This window comes from Candidatus Synechococcus calcipolaris G9 (assembly GCF_029582805.1).
GTDB lineage: Bacteria > Cyanobacteriota > Cyanobacteriia > Thermosynechococcales > Thermosynechococcaceae > Synechococcus_F > Synechococcus_F calcipolaris.
Map to the genome: position 1 here is coordinate 40,371 of NZ_JAKKUT010000002.1, position 15,992 is coordinate 56,362.

Below are 15,992 nucleotides of genomic sequence, written 5' to 3' on the forward strand. Positions count from 1 at the left end.
ATGAAGTTCGGGGACAGAAAGAGGATCCATAAGGTCTGGCATAGTTGTTGTCTCCAAAATGATTAGACATCTTTGCTCGAAATTTCAATAACACCTGCGATTAACTTCCAGCACGGATATTCTCCATCCCAATCAGGAGGGCCCCAAGGCATACCGAGGCTTACCGTGACGAAACAGATGTCTTTAGGCTGGTATCCTGTTTTCAGTTTCTCAACGAACACTGGATCGGTAATCTTTGCTCCTGCTAAACACCGACCGTTGGAAGCTTCGATCGTACCTCGCCACTCAATATTTCCTTTTGAACTGGTTCTTTTTTCTACAGAAAAATTTACAACTTCCACCAGTTGAAGTGTGCGACGTTGCGGAAATGGAAGTTTTTTTAAATAGGAAGGATAAACGTACTTTGATGAATTGTGTAGTATATGTTTAGAACTGCTACAGTACCTTAACAAATCCGTTGGTTGTGCTTGACCTAAATACTGCCATTGACCGTCTAAAATTGAACGGTTTTCACATTCAAAGCCAAAATCATTTCCAGTTTCAGCAAGTGGAACCTGCAAAATATCAAGTAACTTCGGCTCTTGCCCTTCGACAATTCGTACAGATATTGGAACCCGACCATCTTCAGGATACAAACGATCACAAACGGGACGAATCCATTTGCCCGTATCAAGATCAATACCAGCAATGCAACGCTCTTCTAACTTCCATGAGTTGGCGAGGCAAACTATCCTTTTCAAAGATGGCATATGCTAACATTTCCCCATTTATTATTTAAATATTCAGCAACTAAACGACGATGACAGTGATGAGGTTTGGCCTCACTACATAGCAAACAGGCACCATCAGCCAAATCCGGGGAAAGCTTCTTTTCGATTTGACGATCAGCTATCAACTTTAAGAATTTCTGCTCATAAATCGACCAATCCCCTTTTTGTTTTTTATACTCATCAAGAATATCTTTCGTTGGAGCCAGATCTAAAATATGAACATAATCAATATCATCAATGGTTTTCAGAAAATATTCTAAGTCTGATCTTTTTGCAAATCCCGATAACTGAGATACATTATTTAGACGAGTGTCAATAACTCGTTTAACACCTGCTTTTTTAAGGGTTTCAAAGAAATTTTTTGCGCTCTTTTTGGTGAAACCCATTGTGAACAAATTGATCTGATTTTTCATTTTTATCATCTCCTTTTTCTATATAAGCAATCTCATCACCCTGAAGTTTATAAGCTTTTCTTAGGCATTCTTCTCGTGTGGGTAAACCATTTTCCAAAAATAGGGAAAGTTGAGCTTCTTTAGCCTCTAAAAAATCTCTAAAGCCATGTTTGAGAAGCATTCTCTCTTCTAAACATTCATGGGATTCTAACTCACCATTCCTTAAAATATGATTGATAGGTATGTTGAGATGACGTAAGTGCTGACAAATCAAGATTGCTCTGTGACAGGTTAAAGGATCTTTTTCTGCACACATTAGCGTAACTCTATGTTTTTTTAAACCATTCTGAACTCGCTGAATTCCTTCGTGAAATGCATCTGTGGTAGCAATTTTTTCATATACTGCTCTGCCATCGATATAGCAGTCCTGGTTGCTCGGTCTTGCGCCCAGTTCCCCTCCCAGAAAGACATATTGAATTCCTGCTTTTACGAGAGACGCTTGTAAGGACACTTGATTGAATTGTGGCAAAAATCGACTGTAGGGGTATGAACGAACATCAGCAACAGCAGTTACCCCATGCTTCCGAAGCAAGGAGATGAAAGCATCTATCCCATGATTAGAGTGACCAATACTAAACAACTCCATACTGCTCCTTAAATACAATCTAGTAATTAAGATTGCTTTTATACCACTACTTCTATTGTATGGTTTGGGGAAATCCCTAAGCCGAAGGGTTAACGATAATTTACAGTCATGGGTATAATAAATAACTCACCTAATGGCGTAAGCTAGGGTGGCGGGTTTTAGGGCGATCGCCATTTCAGGGATAGCCAGAGGAGTGATTGATGCAGAACGTACTCTCTGCGTTTAAGGTGTTTCAGAGTCGAAAAATGATGGCCTTGCTCTTGCTAGGCTTTTCATCCGGTTTACCCCTGTTTTTGACCAGCCGAACGCTTCAAGCCTGGATGACCGTTGCTGGTGTGGATTTAACCTCCATTGGCCTGTTTAGCTTAGTGGCATTGCCCTATTCCTTTAAGTTTTTGTGGTCGCCGCTCCTGGATCGCTACACCTTACCCTTCCTGGGGCGACGACGGGGCTGGCTGATTGTGATTCAAGTGGCTTTGCTACTGGCGATCGCCCTGATGAGTCAACAGAACCCAGCGGTAAGCCTCCGCCTATTAGCTCTAAATGCAATTTTAATTGCTTTTTTAAGTGCCAGCCAAGACATTGCCGTGGATGCCTATCGCACCGATGTCCTCGAACCCCTGGAAATGGGGGCCGGAGTGGGTATTTATGTTCTTGGCTACCGTATTGCCCTACTTGCCACCGGATCCTTAGCCCTGATCTTGGCCGATCGCCTGCCCTGGCCCATTGTCTATCTAGTGATCTCTAGTTTGATGATCGTGGGGATGATCACCACCTTCTGGGCCCCGGAACCAACGAACCAAGTAGCGGCTCCCCCCAGCCTCGCCCAAGCCGTTATTCTCCCCTTTCAAGATTTTTTCCAACGCCAAGGTCTCATGGCGGGTTTAACCATTCTGGTTTTTATTTGCTTCTATCGCTTTGGGGATGCCCTCACCGGCAATATGATGACCCCTTTTCTACTTCAATTGGGATTTACGCAAACCGAAATTGGTGCGGTTCAAGGGGGCCTAGGGTTAGTGGCGACAATTTTAGGGGCCTTGGTGGGGGGTGCGGTCATTAGTAAGATCGGTATTCATCGCGCTCTCTGGATCATGGGTTTTTTCCAGGCCAGCAGTAACCTCACCTATTTTGCCCTCGCCCAAGCCGGCCAAAGTACGATCATGATGATTGCCGCCATTAATGTGGATAATTTCTGCGCCGGGTTAGCTATTTCCGCCTTGACCGCCTTCTTGATGAGCCTGTGTGATGCCCGCTTTAGTGCCACCCAGTATGCCCTGCTATCTAGCCTTTTTGCCATCAGCCGAGATTTATTCTCAGCCCCTGCGGGTAAATTGGCCGAGGTGATGGGGTGGCCACTATTTTTCTTTTTTACATTTTTAGCAGCCTTGCCGGCCCTGGCCCTACTACCGGTTTTTGCCCCCTGGAATCCCAGGACGACCTTACCCCGACCTGGTAGTGATTAGAGCGAACCGCGAAGAAACCCGAGTAATTCTCGGTTAACGAGGCCCGGCACTTCCTGCTGGGCCCAATGGCCACAGTCTGGCAGGAGCTTGAGTCGCCAAGGAGCCTGGATCCAAGACCCTAGACCCTCAACTAAACCGGGATGGGCAACGGGATCATCCTGGCCCCATAGCACTAAGGTGGGGCTGGCGATCGCCTCTGGGGTATGGGTCATCTGTTGCCACCACTGTTGGGGAGAAAATAAATGGCGATAACTTTGGAGTACGGCGGTGATCGCACCGGCTTTTTCTAGGGCTGATTGATAAATTTGTACCGTCTCTGGGGAAAAGGCCCCCTTCCGGGTTGAATACCGCTGAAATACATCCTTAATAAAACCAGGCAAATTCTGGGTCAGCCAGTATTCTCCCAAACCGGGAACCTGACAGGCCAGGAGCGGCCAACTTCGCCACAGATGGGTCGCCTGTCCCCACATATCTTGAAACAAACGATTGGGGGGAGGCGCATTCAAAATGCCGAGATTCTGCACCGCCTGGGGAAATTTTTGGGCCAGATGCCAGGCAATAAAACCCCCACAGTCGTGGCCAACAATATGGGCGCGATCGTAGCCGAGGGTCTCGATTAGGGCAAGAATATCCTTGCTTAGGGTATCAATATCATAGCCATGGCGAGGCTTATCGGAATCGTTATAACCCCGCAGGTCAGGCACAACAACCTTAAAATGGCGGGCTAACACAGGGATTTGAAATCGCCAAGAGTACCAAAATTCTGGGAAACCGTGCAGGAGTAGAACGAGGTCGCCTTCCCCTTGGGTCACACAATGCAAGCGGATATGGTTGACATCCAAAAATTGGTGCTGCCACCCTTGATTTACGTGGGTCATGAAAGTCATCATCCTAGGGAGAGTCACGATCCCCAAGTTTTAGATCGCGTAGCTCTAGATTAGCACCCTGGTTAAGGGGGTGAACAGGGGGTGATCCCCACTAGACCGAAATGGTTGCCGCAGCGGAAAATTTCAGTAAATCCGCCAGTTCTTGGAGTTGGCTAATGGCCTCGGCTCCCTCTAATTTCATCAATTCCCGATCGTCCCGCATTTCCGTCCAGGTAATGCCGTAGTCGGAGACCAAAAAGCGAATCAGATGATTATCCGCCAAACTTGCCATAAAGGATGCACTACTAAGCTCGCCGCCACAGGTATAGCAGGATGCCATGTAACCACGCTGTTCTAGGGCGATCGCTAGGGCCTGAAGATTCAGGACTAAATCTCGAATAAACTGGCGGTGTTGTTCCGCTAATCGATTAAACATAACGCTGGAAACTCCTAATTCTCGGGCACGAACTGTGAGAAGTAATTAAAATATTAAAAGAATATTATTGACTGTGCCACCTATGTTCCACTTTATAGATACTGATGAATGTTGTCCCTTACATTAGCAAAATCTATAGATTTAGGGTAAAACGTGAATGATGGGTCAAATCTATAGCTGGTAAAACAACAGTAGATGAAGGGGGAAACCCGCTGTAGCAATGCCTTCAACGACCTAAGTAGAAGGACGAATCAAAAACAATTATGTTTCCTATTGTACCTTAAGCTGAATGGGATGGTCGTTAGGTAGTCCTTTACACTTTTTGGATCAGGGATTAGAAATTCTTATAACTCAAGCAATGACCTAAAAGTTATGACCCAAGTGCGTGTTTCCGTAGCTCTTGCTATTCTCTACCAGGGCGATCGCCTCTTAATGCAACTTCGTGACGACAATCCAGCCATTCTCTATCCAGGGCATTGGGGCTTATTTGGTGGGCACCTAGAGGTGGGAGAAACTCCCCTAGAGGGTTTACAGCGAGAATTGTCTGAGGAAATTGGCCATTGTCCAGACCACCTAGAGCCTGTGGGACAGTACAGTGACGATCTAGTGATTCGCCATATTTTTGCCAGTCCCCTGACCGTTGATCTCAGCGAGTTAGTTCTGGGGGAAGGCTGGGATATGGCTTGGGTGACGGCGGCGGCTGTGCAAAGGGGCTGGAATTACTCTGATCGAGCCGGGGAGGAGCGGCCCCTTGGGGACATTCATCGGCGCATTTTAGGGGATTTTTTAACGTGAGTTCGGGATAAGAGAGGGGCAGAACAGATAGGCTGAAAGTGCTCAATTCTCATCCCTCTGCTTGCCCTATGCTTAGTCTAGAAGAGTTATTTTGCTACGTCGATGATTTCTGCCAACAGTTTGAACCGATGTGGCAGCAACAGTTGCTAGGCAATGGACTCGCTCATCGTAGTCGAAGGCGCAGTTTGTGTCTGAGCGAAATTATGACGATTCTCATCGGCTTCCACCAGTCTTCCTATCGCAATTTCAAAGCTTACTACACCGAGAAGGTACACGCTCACTGGTGCTCTGCCTTTCCAGGCTTGGTTAGCTACGGGCGTTTTGTTGAGTGGATACCCAGCACCCTGCTGCCCTTGTGTGCCTATCTCCGTTCTTGCTTCGGCCACTGTACAGGCATCAGTTTTCTTGATGCCACCAGTCTCAAAGTTTGTCACAACCGTCGCATCCCTCAGCACAAAGTGTTTAAAAACTTGGCGGCACGCGGTAAAACTTCTGTGGATTGGTTCTTTGGCTTCAAGCTGCATCTGGTGATCAACGACAAAGGAGAGTTGCTCAACTTCACCTTCACACCAGGTAACACAGATGACCGTACACCTGTCCCTCAACTGCTGAAACACCTCTTTGGCAAGGTGTTTGCAGACAAGGGCTATATCTCCCAGAAATTGGCAAAATAGTTGATGGAGGCAACAGGGATACAACTGATCACGAAGCTACGACGCAACATGAAGAATCGTTTGTTGGGATTGAGCGATCGCTTGATGCTGAGAAAACGGGCCATTATCGAGACAGTAATTGATCAGTTGAAGAACATTTCTCAAATTGAACACTCTCGTCACCGTTCCCCGATCAATTGCTTAGTGAACATTGTCTGTGGGCTAATTGCCTATACTCACCAACCGAAGAAGCCCTCCATTGCCATTGATCACCATTTGCTCACAGTTGCTTAAACCGAACTCACGTTAATTATGCCCAAGTGGCGCAGCGAGATTTAAACCCACGACCCCCGCTCCCAAAGTGGTAATCAAGTCCCTGTCCATATGGGTTTTAGGAATTATTTTTGCACCATGCACGGTATTTGTGCGGTATCGATTATCTAGCAATGGCTAGAAAAGATTATTTTCCGTATCAGCCCAACCGCTGATCAAAAAATGACAGCTTAACCAGGTAGGCAATGATCGCGCCGGTGAGGGTGACAATGAACCCCCATAGTCGGGAATCTACAGTTTTTTGGCGGTCTTGCAGGTCAGTTACCTTTTCGTCTACGGCTTTGATTTGGCCCGATAGCTTATCGTCTACGGCTTTGATTTCAGCCCGTACCGTGTTGAATTGCTCATTGGTTCGAGCAACATGGACATCGATCTTTTTGTCCATATCTTGGATCTGTGTCTGCATAGTCCTGATGTCAGTCTGCATGGACTTCACTGCATCTAGGACTTGCCCTATCTCTGACCTGGTGGCTGGCTCACTCATGGCTCATTAACTCACGCTACTTTGACGATACACCCCATAGGACGACATCGCCCCGTCGCGTAAGCCTGCTTAATGTTCAACACCTTTCATCCCGCCCGCTCGTGGGGAGGATACTTATGGGACATCCCATAGATTTGCAGTATCAACATTGCACAACATTGTTCAATTTACTAAACCTGTTACTTGAGTAACGACTTTTGCAACTTTAGTCGTACTTGGGATCCCTAAAAATTCTATTACATTTATATCGTAATCGGCTCTATCCCTTATATTGCAAGGGATATGGGTTTACAATAGGAATATAAATCCGGGAATTTATTATGGCTAAAGTTTTATCCTGAAAATCGGGGTCTGGGAAGTGACCAACCAGGCCATGATCCTCTTTCAAATATAAAAATATTCTAAAGAAATTTTGCCTTGAGGATTCCTGAGAATAGGATATGATGGTCTAATTTATTAAAACTTTAGGAAAAAATTAGTCTCATATAAATTTTCTTGAAAAAGCTCATAAACACATAGGCGAAAAATGAATCAGGGTAGAGCCGCTCAGGTTGCCAGCATCATTGAGAAAAGAAAACCTTTGGCGGCTGAGGTGGATAAAGTCATGGGTAATCTCCAGTCCCTGACTTCAGCCTTGAGGCAATTAGAGCAGCACCGAATACAACTATTTTCAGAATCCGATGATCTAGAAACCACGGGGCGACTTCAGGAGATCAACCTAACTGCACTTCAAAATGAGATCAGTTCTGAGTTTGCTGTTTTAGGGAAGCTGAAAATTCGCTTTTCTCGGAATACGCTTAACATCGGTGTTATTGGCCGGGCGAGGCAGGGTAAAAGCCGACTCCTACAGACACTCTCTGGTTTATCCAGTGCGGAAATTCCATCGGGAGATCGCTCTCACTGCACCGGAGTTCGCAGCACCATTCATCACAACCCTGGGGTTAAAACCTATGGGGAAGTCTGGTTCTATTCAGAGCGAGAGTTTCTGAGTGATGTCATTGGCCCCTACTATGACAAACTCCAACTTGGGAGCCGCCCTTTTTCGCTGGATAGCTTTGCTCGTACCCCCTTACCCGGACTGCCCGAATCTTTGCAAGGCATTGCAGAGCTTGGAGCCATGTATGAGCATCTGCGTAAGTATCACAGCAATTTTGATCAATACAAGCATCTGCTCAACGTCATCTCGCCTCAGCAAATCTCGAAAGAGCAAATTCGAGAATATGTTGCTCAAGACAATGAAGCCGGGGAACGCATCTATTTCAACTATTTAGCGGTTAAGGAGGCCAAAGTCGTTTGTGGTTTCCCCAATGAGGATGTGGGACAGATAGCACTAATTGATATGCCAGGACTGGGGGATACAGGGTTAGGGGATGCCGAGCGGCTGATGACGATTCTGGGGCAGGATGTGGATGTAGTTCTATTTATCCGAATGCCTAAGCCACCGGGGGACTTCTGGGCTGATGTGGATGTGAAGCTTTACGATACGGCCCGTGCTTCTTTGGTTGATCTACCCATTCATAACTGGGCGTTTATGGTGCTGAATCAAACAGCAGCAAATTCTCTGATTGGGGATAATGCCCGATATTGTGAAGATTTGACGAATTCCTTGGCAACGAGCCATATTAATGTTGTTGAGTGCATTACTGCCAGTTGTGCTGATCCTCAACAAGCTAACCAAAAAGTGTTAGATAAAATCCTTAATTACTTGCTAGAAAATATTACATCTCTTGATAAACGCTATGCCAAAGCCTGCCAAGATAGACTCATTCGCATCCAAAGTGAAGTTCAGATTGAATTAGAGAAAGCTAAAAAAGCCATGGGGTTTGGCGGACAAAAAGATGGCTGGTTCCCACTATTCATTAAACTCTTTAACCAGCTCTGGGATGACCTAACAGGGGGGTTACGAAAGCTGCTGGATAAATTAGAAGAAAGCAGAGACTGCTGTGATGAAGACTTACAAAAACAACTCAAAATAGTTTTAGCATCTGCCCGACAAGATACCCGATTTCCTTCAGTTGAACAAATCGAGATTTGTCGAGATAGAGAAGGCGGTTATCCAAATGCTTACTATCGGTATCTTAATGAGGTTAGAGCTAACCTATCCAGACATTTTTTAAGTTTAGATGATGGACTTAAACGTTCTCTGTATAATATTAAGTCTGAGGTTGCTGAAGTCTTAATTCAAGATGGGCGAATGGGAAAAATTACTGACGCTAGGGGGACTGAATTTCTCAAAATTATCGAGGCATTAATTCCCGACGAACTTGGTCAACTCAAATTAGGGTTTAACATACTAGCTTCGTTTGAGTTATCCTATCGAGGATTAATTCAACACCGTATTCGTAAAAATCTTGATAGACTTACCCCCGATAAAGCTCCGGTTCAGCTTTCAGAAACACCATCAGCTAGTGAGATTCATGAGATTTTATCTATCCTATACGAGGAAACCTTGTATGATTCCGAAGAAAGCGTAGAAAAGATTCTTGCCGAACCCAGTCAAGCTGCCTATGCCATTGTCGAAGAATTCTTAGATCGAGTCTTAAGGTCTGAAGGGGTTAAAGATGAGTGGCAAATATTTCTAGAGGAAAATCGCTCAGACATCTGGACATCCGAATTTGAGAAGCTAGGCCAAAATTCTCGACTGAAAAGAGAGTGGTTGAAATCTATAGATGAATCTCTCAGTCGTAATAGATTAGATCTAATGCAATTCACATAAAGGATAAATATGCACGAACTGAAAATTACAATGTTAGGAGCAAGTGGAGTAGGTAAAACGACTCTACTAACATCGATGTATGAACAATTTATTAATTCAGTAATAAATCAAGGTATTGAATTAGACCTTCAGCCTGACATCTTAACCTCAAGAATATTGCAAGATAAATTGATCGAGTTAAAAAACCTTACCTCACAGTTTTCAGTTAAGGGTGGAATTCAAGGAACAGAAGATGACAAGATTTATAAATTCAGAGTTGGAAGAAAGGGAGAGAAACCATCTCTCGAATTGAAATTTTGTGACTATCCAGGAAGGTATCATACGTCAGAGAACTTTGATCATCATCAATTTATTCTTAAGCAGTTAGTAGATTGTGTTGCGGTTTTGTTGGCAATCGATTCGCCTGCCTTAATGGAAAGAGATGGTCACTGGCACGATCAATTTAATCGTCCCCAACAAATTAGAGATTTGTTTGCTGAAGCTTATGCAGGGTTAGATTCTCCTCGGCTAATTATCATGGCTCCTGTTCGTTGTGAAAAGTATATGCAAACTGAAAGATCGGCTAGAGATTTCGTATATAGAATCAAAGAGAAGTACTCACCATTACTTAATCTTTTTTCATCAAATTCTATTGATTCAAATTTAGCTGTTGTCATTTTGCCGGTTCAAACTGTTGGTGGTGTTATTTTCTCTCGTATTGAGATGTATGATGAGTTCCCAGTTTTTAAATTTAGAAAAGCATCTCCTAGTTCTGAATATGCTCCTAAAGACAGCGATCAGCCTTTACGCTACTTAATGCGTTTCTTGTTAATGCTTCATCTCTCTCAAAGAAAGTGGAAGATACCTAATGAAGGAATCAGCGATAACATCAATGACTATATTCGTACTTTGTTTAATATTGATTTTAATATAAATCAAATTATTGATGGAATTCGGCAAGTTTTCAAAAGTGATTCACACTTAACTTCTGCAATCGATCACTATTCTCAGGGCTGTAAAAGTTCTGGTGCATTTGAAATTATTCAAGGACATCACTTATTAGATCGTTATTAGTATTGGAGTCATTTATGCAAGTTTACGTAAAAAGCAGAGGCTTTACACCTGAATCTGATTACTCATGGCTGCCATCTGATCCTCCAGATGTTGCAAATTATAAGTCTTATATCGATAGTGAATACCCATCATTGATCTTATATTCCTTTGATAATCGTCTAGCCTTATTAGTCACAGGTAGTGAGTCAGATCGAGAAGATTTTCGTGGTCGTAAGATCAGAAATTCAGTTTTATGGATTTCAGAGAGTAATGGTCATGAAGATGAAAAAATGTTGAGGGCTATTGCTTGTGAATTTCTCGATAATTATTTGGCCGGTAAATTAAATCAGATAATTTGCAAAGATGAGAAAGTTTCTAATCCTGGCTTTACTTTTGACCAAGAACGTTTGCTCAATATTGTTAGCATGGATAGATTAGATTCAATCCAATCTAATCCCTTAAGTAAGGATGAACTAAAGGCTAAGTATGCAACTAACACTCCAAGGTTAAAGAGTGATCTTTCCAACCTAGTACGAGAGTATGAATTGCCCAAAAATGGCATTTTAAAATTTCTAGTGGTGACGGGAAAAGTTGAGGAGAGTAAGATAAAGGATCCATCTGTATGGAGAAGTTTATCTACCGAAATTTCTGATTCTAGATGGCAACTCAAAAAAAAAAACAGGGATCCCAGCCTCAGTGCTTCTTATCACCTCAGTTGCTCTAATCCTTCTACTACTGATAATAATGTGGAAGAAATGATACCTAATCCTATTGATTTTGTGTTATCTAAAACGGATATTGATATAGCTCGCTTTGTCTTTGAGTGCCAAAATCTACATGATAAAGTCAATTCAGGAAATAGGTTATCTGATTACGATAAGATAATAATTAAAGCTGCCGAGAAGAAATTAAATCATTTCCTTAATGAAATTAATGATATAAAGCGGCGTGATTCAGAGAACTAAAAAAATGACGATTATTTCCAAATAGAATGGATAGGTATGAATCGACAATGAAACCCTAAAAGCCTTGCAGGGTATAGGTTTTGACGCTTACATGAATAAAGAGCCAGATTTGCATAGCCTCTAGGTGGGTGCTGGAATGATTGGGAAAATATTCCATCATGGAAAAAACAACGCTCAAAAGACACCCTTACAACCAAATCCCCTTCTGAATGGCTGGAACCCTTTGAGGGAGGGGCTTTTACCCTTACAACTAACTAGGGCATGGGGCGTGGGGTATGTCGATGGCAATGGAGAGCGTTCAGCGATCACAGCGGACTCAAGAGTTAATTGAACAGGCTGGATGCACCCTGTTATTTTTGCCGCCTTACTCCCCTGACTTAAATATGATAGAGAAATTTTGGGCACAGTTAAAGCAGTGTTTGGGTCAGAACCTGAATCGGTTTGATCTCTTGTGGGATGCCGTGGATGAAGCTTTCAGGTATATGTCCTAACTATCATTTCATTTGCAATATGTAAAGTCTTATTGCGACTTTCAACACTTCTGCCCAAAAGGGTGTTATCGATGATTGATTGCCTAGAAGTTCTTAGGTAGCTTGTAGAGCCATGACGGGCTGTAGCGATTCCGCAATGTCTGTAATGTAGGCTGACATCCTTGGAATACTGATGGGTAAAGACCGCTACCCCAATCAGCGATTAATTGAGATTTCCAGCAACGACCATAGACCCGTTTGACCGCGCGTAATGCTTCTAGTTCTTCTTTACTTAATTCTTCAATCATTTTCCTAGACCTTATAAAAGATACTAGGCAATGACCTAAAAGCGGGTTAAGCCGTTCTATCTACTTCTACCAATTTTCTACCGTTTCTTTCCTAAAGATAGAAGATTCCATTAAAGGAAAAGATATTTAGAAAGTTGGGAAATTCCTTAAAAGTCAGTCTGGGACTGGGTTTTTAAGGTATCGGAGCGGCGGGATTTGAACCCACGACCCCCACTACCCCAAAGTGGTGCGCTACCAAGCTGCGCTACGCCCCGTTAAGCTTTACTATCCTAGCATTGCAGGGAGACTCATGGGAATCTACTTTTAGGTAATGGCCAAAATAAATACAACCCGAGAGCGGCAAGAATGCCTAAGCCAACAACATACTTTACGGCATCGGGAACATTAGGATTTGGGGAGAGAAAGCCCTCGATCACGCCTGCAATAATCAATAGAGGAACAACGCCAAACATCAGTTGAATGGCTAAGGCTCCTTGGCGTTTTAGGGACGTTAAACGTTTATACCGTCCTGGAAAAAGGATTGATTGTCCCAAGAGTAAACCTGCTGCACCGGCAAGGAAAATAGCTGGTAGCTCCAAGGAGCCGTGGGGAAAAACAAATGCCCAGAACGGATAGGCTAGATCATTTTGACTAACAAGGGCAGAGATTGCGCCGATGAGTAAGCCGTTGTACCAGAGAATATATATTGTGCCTAACCCGCCAAATATCCCTCCGGCAAGGGTTGCAAAGGTAACACTAATATTATTGGTCATGATGCCACTAGAAGCCAGGGGTTCAAGGCCAACAATGGAACCCATCCAGAGTTTGCCCTCATTTTGAACGAGGTCAATCAGGTCTGGTGGAACAACTAAGGCCATAAATTCACTATCTTGCCAGCTATACCACCAAGCGATCGCTCCAGAGATGATAAAAATGGCGATCGCCACCACCGTGTACAGCCAAGTATCCTGAACAACCCGGGGAAAGCCATACTGAAAAAATTCAACGATCGCCCGCCAATCTTGCCGTTTCCGCCCTTGATACACTTGGCTATAGCTTCGCAGGGTTAGGCCTTGGAGGTAGTCAATAATACTCGGGCCCACCTGTCGCGTTTTTGCCCTCGCCAAATCCGCAGAGACCATCCGATAAAGACGGCTCAATTGGCAGATTTCATCCGCTGATAGGGTTTTAACCCCCCGTTTTTCAGCGCGGTTGAGTAGGGCTTCCAATTCGCTCCATTGGGGTTCCTGACGTACCAGCCAGCGTTGAACATTCACGGTGCTATATCCCAATCTTGGTGATTATTGTGGCTCACTTTGAGAATCCTCAACAGACTTTTGCTCAACGGCCGTCAAAAAGGCTTCTAGCTTCATTCGGGGAATGTAGGGCCAGCCCCCCTCATTTTCAACGATTCGCAGCAGATTATAAAGGGCTTGGCGATTATTAGGTAGGGATGCCTGAAAGTTTCCTTCCCGAATCTGCCGATGCAGGTATTCTAGTAAGCGGAGGAGAGCCAATAGTTTTTCGGTGTTATTCCCATAGGTGGTGGCTAACCCATAGATGCGATCGCTCAACTCAGCTAGATCAGAATCTGAGGGGGGGACGGAAGACGAAAGAGGATTATTCATGGCTCAATCATGCCAGAGGTATCCCTTCCAGGGCAAGGTACTAGCAACCAGCACAGTTATTCGTTAAGGGCCGAGAATGGGCTATGAACCGTTACATCATAAATACCGGCCGCAGCGGTTTGCTGATTTAGTCGGCCAAGGGGCGATCGCCACCACCTTGAGTAATGCCCTCAGTCAAGAGCGGATTGCGCCAGCCTATCTATTTTGCGGCCCGCGAGGTACGGGTAAGACCTCCAGTGCCCGAATTTTAGCAAAATCCTTAAATTGCTTAGGAAGTTCAGTGCCCACACCGAGTCCCTGTGGGATGTGTGATGTCTGCCGGGCGATTGCCCATAGCAGTGCCCTAGATGTCATTGAAATTGATGCGGCCAGCAATACGGGGGTGGATAACATTCGGGAATTGATTGAAAAGGCCCAATTCGCCCCTGTCCAATGTCGATACAAGGTATATGCGATCGACGAATGCCACATGTTAAGTACCTCTGCCTTTAATGCCCTCCTTAAAACCCTAGAAGAACCCCCCGATCGGGTTGTCTTTATATTGGCAACCACTGATCCCCAACGGGTTTTACCCACCATTATTTCCCGCTGTCAACGCTTTGATTTCCGACGGATTCCCTTGGCAGATATGGTGGATCATCTCCGTTATATTGCCCAGCAGGAACAGATTCCCATCCAGGAAACCGCCCTGACCCTAGTGGCTCAACTGGCCCAAGGGGGACTGCGGGATGCCGAAAGTATGTTGGATCAACTCAGTCTATTTAGCGAAGAAGTGACCATTGAAAAAGTTTGGGATCTGGCGGGTTCGGTTCCCGAACAGGATCTGATTCAGCTATTACAGGCCATTCAATCCCAAAATCCGGAAACCGTTTTAGAGCGAACTCGATACTTATTAGAGCGAGGGCGAGAACCCCTTGTGGTTTTGCAAAATCTCACCGCTTTCTATCGTGATCTACTCATTGCTAAAACCGCTCCCCAACGCCAGGATTTAGTTGCTTTAACCAACGAGACGTGGCAAATCCTTAGGGATATAGCAACCCATTGGTCGGTGGCCCAAATTCTTGCGGGACAGGAGCATTTACGCAGTTGTGAACTTCAGGTTAAGCAAACTACCCAACCCCGCCTTTGGTTAGAAGTCGCTATTTTAGGCTTGCTATCCCTCCCCCAAACGAGTGCTTCCCCCACCCCGCCCGCCCCTCAAACACCCTCGCCACCCCGTGCCGTCCCACCTCCCCCGCCCCAAACCCCAGTAGTCCCGATACCGCCAACACCAACACCACCAATATCGCCCCCGCCGCAACAGATTCAACGACCCGATCCCCCTGGGGAACCGCTCCCCCGCCCAGAACCCATTCCCCCTGCTGCGGTTCCAACCCCAGAGGTTGAGCTGACAAGGGCTAAGGGGGTTCCTGATCCTCTAAATTCAACCCATTCAACGGCCCCAATCCCTCCAGAACCGGAACTATCCCTTGAGGAGCTTTGGCAGGCTGGATTACAACAGATTCAAGTAAGTACCAGGGCGTTGCTATCCCAGCATGGACGCATTCTCTCCTATGGGAATAAGGAACTGATCATTGGCATTAAGTCAGCGGCCTTACTAAAGATGACCCAGTCCTATGGGGACAAAATTACTGAGGCATTTTCTACGGTTCTTCAGCAAAAAATTAAAGTTAAACTGACGATCGCCCTGGAAACGAGTGCAGTTCAAGATCAATCTACGGCTCCCCCTCCCTCCTTTGCCCCACCCAGCCATCGTCCTGTTCCTAGGGATCAAGCCCCCGGTGGCGATCGCCCCATTTCGGGCAGTCACAATGCACCGCCGCCAACGTCCACCTCACCAACATCCACCTCGCCAACGCGCCAATTCACTCCAGACTCCCTAAGTAGTGCCGGGGATCCCCTCCTAGATTCGGCCCGCAGTCTTGCTCGATTTTTTAATGGTGCCATTGTAAATTTAGAGGATAGTGATGCCAGCGACGACGGTTCCCCTAAGGGAGATATGGCGGCCCTAGACAGCGATGAGAACCAAGATGATCCTGAATAATCCCTGACTAAG

The 15,992-nt window shown here is 45.1% G+C and carries 15 protein-coding genes, 1 tRNA gene and 2 pseudogenes; 8 read left to right on the top strand and 10 right to left on the bottom strand.

Features of this window, described 5'->3' with window-relative positions:
* Positions 1–62 precede the first annotated feature (62 nt).
* The 3 genes from L3556_RS02900 to L3556_RS02910 are packed head-to-tail and all read right to left on the bottom strand — an operon-like array spanning position 63 to position 1,808.
* Positions 63–749 (bottom strand): dual OB domain-containing protein, encoded by a 687-nt coding sequence (locus tag L3556_RS02900; RefSeq protein ID WP_277865814.1) that lies wholly within the window; start codon positions 747–749, stop codon positions 63–65.
* Positions 737–1,183, bottom strand: a complete 447-nt coding sequence (locus L3556_RS02905) for a DUF488 domain-containing protein (RefSeq protein ID WP_277865815.1) — start codon at positions 1,181–1,183, stop codon at positions 737–739. The genes L3556_RS02900 and L3556_RS02905 overlap by 13 nt, the downstream gene beginning before the upstream one ends.
* Positions 1,119–1,808 (bottom strand): DUF488 domain-containing protein, encoded by a 690-nt coding sequence (locus tag L3556_RS02910; RefSeq protein WP_277865816.1) that lies wholly within the window; start codon positions 1,806–1,808, stop codon positions 1,119–1,121. Before L3556_RS02910 ends, L3556_RS02905 begins: the two co-directional genes overlap by 65 nt.
* A gap of 200 nt (positions 1,809–2,008) precedes the next feature.
* Between L3556_RS02910 and L3556_RS02915 the strand changes: the two genes are divergently transcribed.
* A complete protein-coding gene (locus tag L3556_RS02915) occupies positions 2,009–3,271 on the top strand; it encodes an AmpG family muropeptide MFS transporter (protein ID WP_277865817.1) in 1,263 nt (420 codons plus the stop codon).
* Here L3556_RS02915 and L3556_RS02920 read toward each other — a convergent pair.
* Together L3556_RS02920 and L3556_RS02925 are read right to left on the bottom strand one after the other, a co-directional pair.
* Positions 3,268–4,149 carry an alpha/beta fold hydrolase gene (locus L3556_RS02920; RefSeq protein ID WP_277865818.1) on the bottom strand — a complete coding sequence of 294 codons (882 nt, stop codon included), beginning with the start codon at positions 4,147–4,149 and terminating at the stop codon, positions 3,268–3,270. The genes L3556_RS02915 and L3556_RS02920 overlap by 4 nt on opposite strands.
* Before the next feature lie 100 nt (positions 4,150–4,249).
* The gene (locus tag L3556_RS02925) at positions 4,250–4,573 is read right to left on the bottom strand and encodes a DUF1815 family protein (RefSeq protein ID WP_277865819.1); all 324 of its coding nucleotides are present in this window, start codon (positions 4,571–4,573) and stop codon (positions 4,250–4,252) included.
* A 372-nt stretch (positions 4,574–4,945) separates the two neighbouring features.
* Here L3556_RS02925 and L3556_RS02930 point away from each other — a divergent pair, with 372 nt between their 5' ends.
* Together L3556_RS02930 and L3556_RS02935 are read left to right on the top strand one after the other, a co-directional pair.
* A complete protein-coding gene (locus tag L3556_RS02930) occupies positions 4,946–5,368 on the top strand; it encodes an NUDIX hydrolase (RefSeq protein ID WP_277865820.1) in 423 nt (140 codons plus the stop codon).
* A gap of 68 nt (positions 5,369–5,436) precedes the next feature.
* A pseudogene (locus L3556_RS02935) lies at positions 5,437–6,315 on the top strand (IS982 family transposase).
* 178 nt (positions 6,316–6,493) lie between these two features.
* Here L3556_RS02935 and L3556_RS02940 read toward each other — a convergent pair.
* On the bottom strand, positions 6,494–6,760 hold the full coding sequence (locus tag L3556_RS02940; protein ID WP_277865821.1) for a hemagglutinin: 267 nt from the start codon (positions 6,758–6,760) through the stop codon (positions 6,494–6,496).
* Positions 6,761–7,430: 670 nt separating this feature from the next.
* On the opposite strand from L3556_RS02940, the gene L3556_RS02945 reads away from it, so the two are divergent.
* Genes L3556_RS02945 through L3556_RS02955 form a run of 3 tightly spaced genes read left to right on the top strand, consistent with a single transcriptional unit; the run spans position 7,431 to position 11,551 of the window.
* Positions 7,431–9,554 carry a GTPase family protein gene (locus L3556_RS02945; protein ID WP_277865822.1) on the top strand — a complete coding sequence of 708 codons (2,124 nt, stop codon included), beginning with the start codon at positions 7,431–7,433 and terminating at the stop codon, positions 9,552–9,554.
* Between the two features lie 9 nt (positions 9,555–9,563).
* Positions 9,564–10,607, top strand: a complete 1,044-nt coding sequence (locus tag L3556_RS02950) for a hypothetical protein (RefSeq protein ID WP_277865823.1) — start codon at positions 9,564–9,566, stop codon at positions 10,605–10,607.
* A gap of 14 nt (positions 10,608–10,621) precedes the next feature.
* Positions 10,622–11,551: a hypothetical protein gene (locus L3556_RS02955; protein ID WP_277865824.1), complete on the top strand. Its 930-nt coding sequence runs from the start codon at positions 10,622–10,624 to the stop codon at positions 11,549–11,551.
* A 55-nt stretch (positions 11,552–11,606) separates the two neighbouring features.
* Here L3556_RS02955 and L3556_RS02960 read toward each other — a convergent pair whose 3' ends face one another.
* Positions 11,607–11,729: a hypothetical protein gene (locus L3556_RS02960; RefSeq protein ID WP_277865825.1), complete on the bottom strand. Its 123-nt coding sequence runs from the start codon at positions 11,727–11,729 to the stop codon at positions 11,607–11,609.
* A gap of 97 nt (positions 11,730–11,826) precedes the next feature.
* Here L3556_RS02960 and L3556_RS16280 point away from each other — a divergent pair.
* Positions 11,827–11,973 (top strand): annotated as a pseudogene (locus L3556_RS16280) (transposase); the annotation flags it as partial.
* Positions 11,974–12,509: 536 nt separating this feature from the next.
* Here the strand turns inward: L3556_RS16280 and L3556_RS02965 are convergent.
* From L3556_RS02965 to L3556_RS02975, 3 genes are all read right to left on the bottom strand, one after another.
* A tRNA-Pro gene (locus L3556_RS02965) sits at positions 12,510–12,583 on the bottom strand.
* A gap of 33 nt (positions 12,584–12,616) precedes the next feature.
* Positions 12,617–13,585 carry a stage II sporulation protein M gene (locus L3556_RS02970; RefSeq protein ID WP_277865826.1) on the bottom strand — a complete coding sequence of 323 codons (969 nt, stop codon included), beginning with the start codon at positions 13,583–13,585 and terminating at the stop codon, positions 12,617–12,619.
* Between the two features lie 24 nt (positions 13,586–13,609).
* Entirely contained in the window at positions 13,610–13,936 is a 327-nt protein-coding gene (locus L3556_RS02975; protein WP_277865827.1) for a hypothetical protein, read from the bottom strand.
* A 76-nt stretch (positions 13,937–14,012) separates the two neighbouring features.
* Between L3556_RS02975 and L3556_RS02980 the strand changes: the two genes are divergently transcribed.
* A complete protein-coding gene (locus L3556_RS02980) occupies positions 14,013–15,980 on the top strand; it encodes a DNA polymerase III subunit gamma/tau (RefSeq protein ID WP_277865828.1) in 1,968 nt (655 codons plus the stop codon).
* The last annotated feature ends 12 nt before the right edge of the window (positions 15,981–15,992 follow it).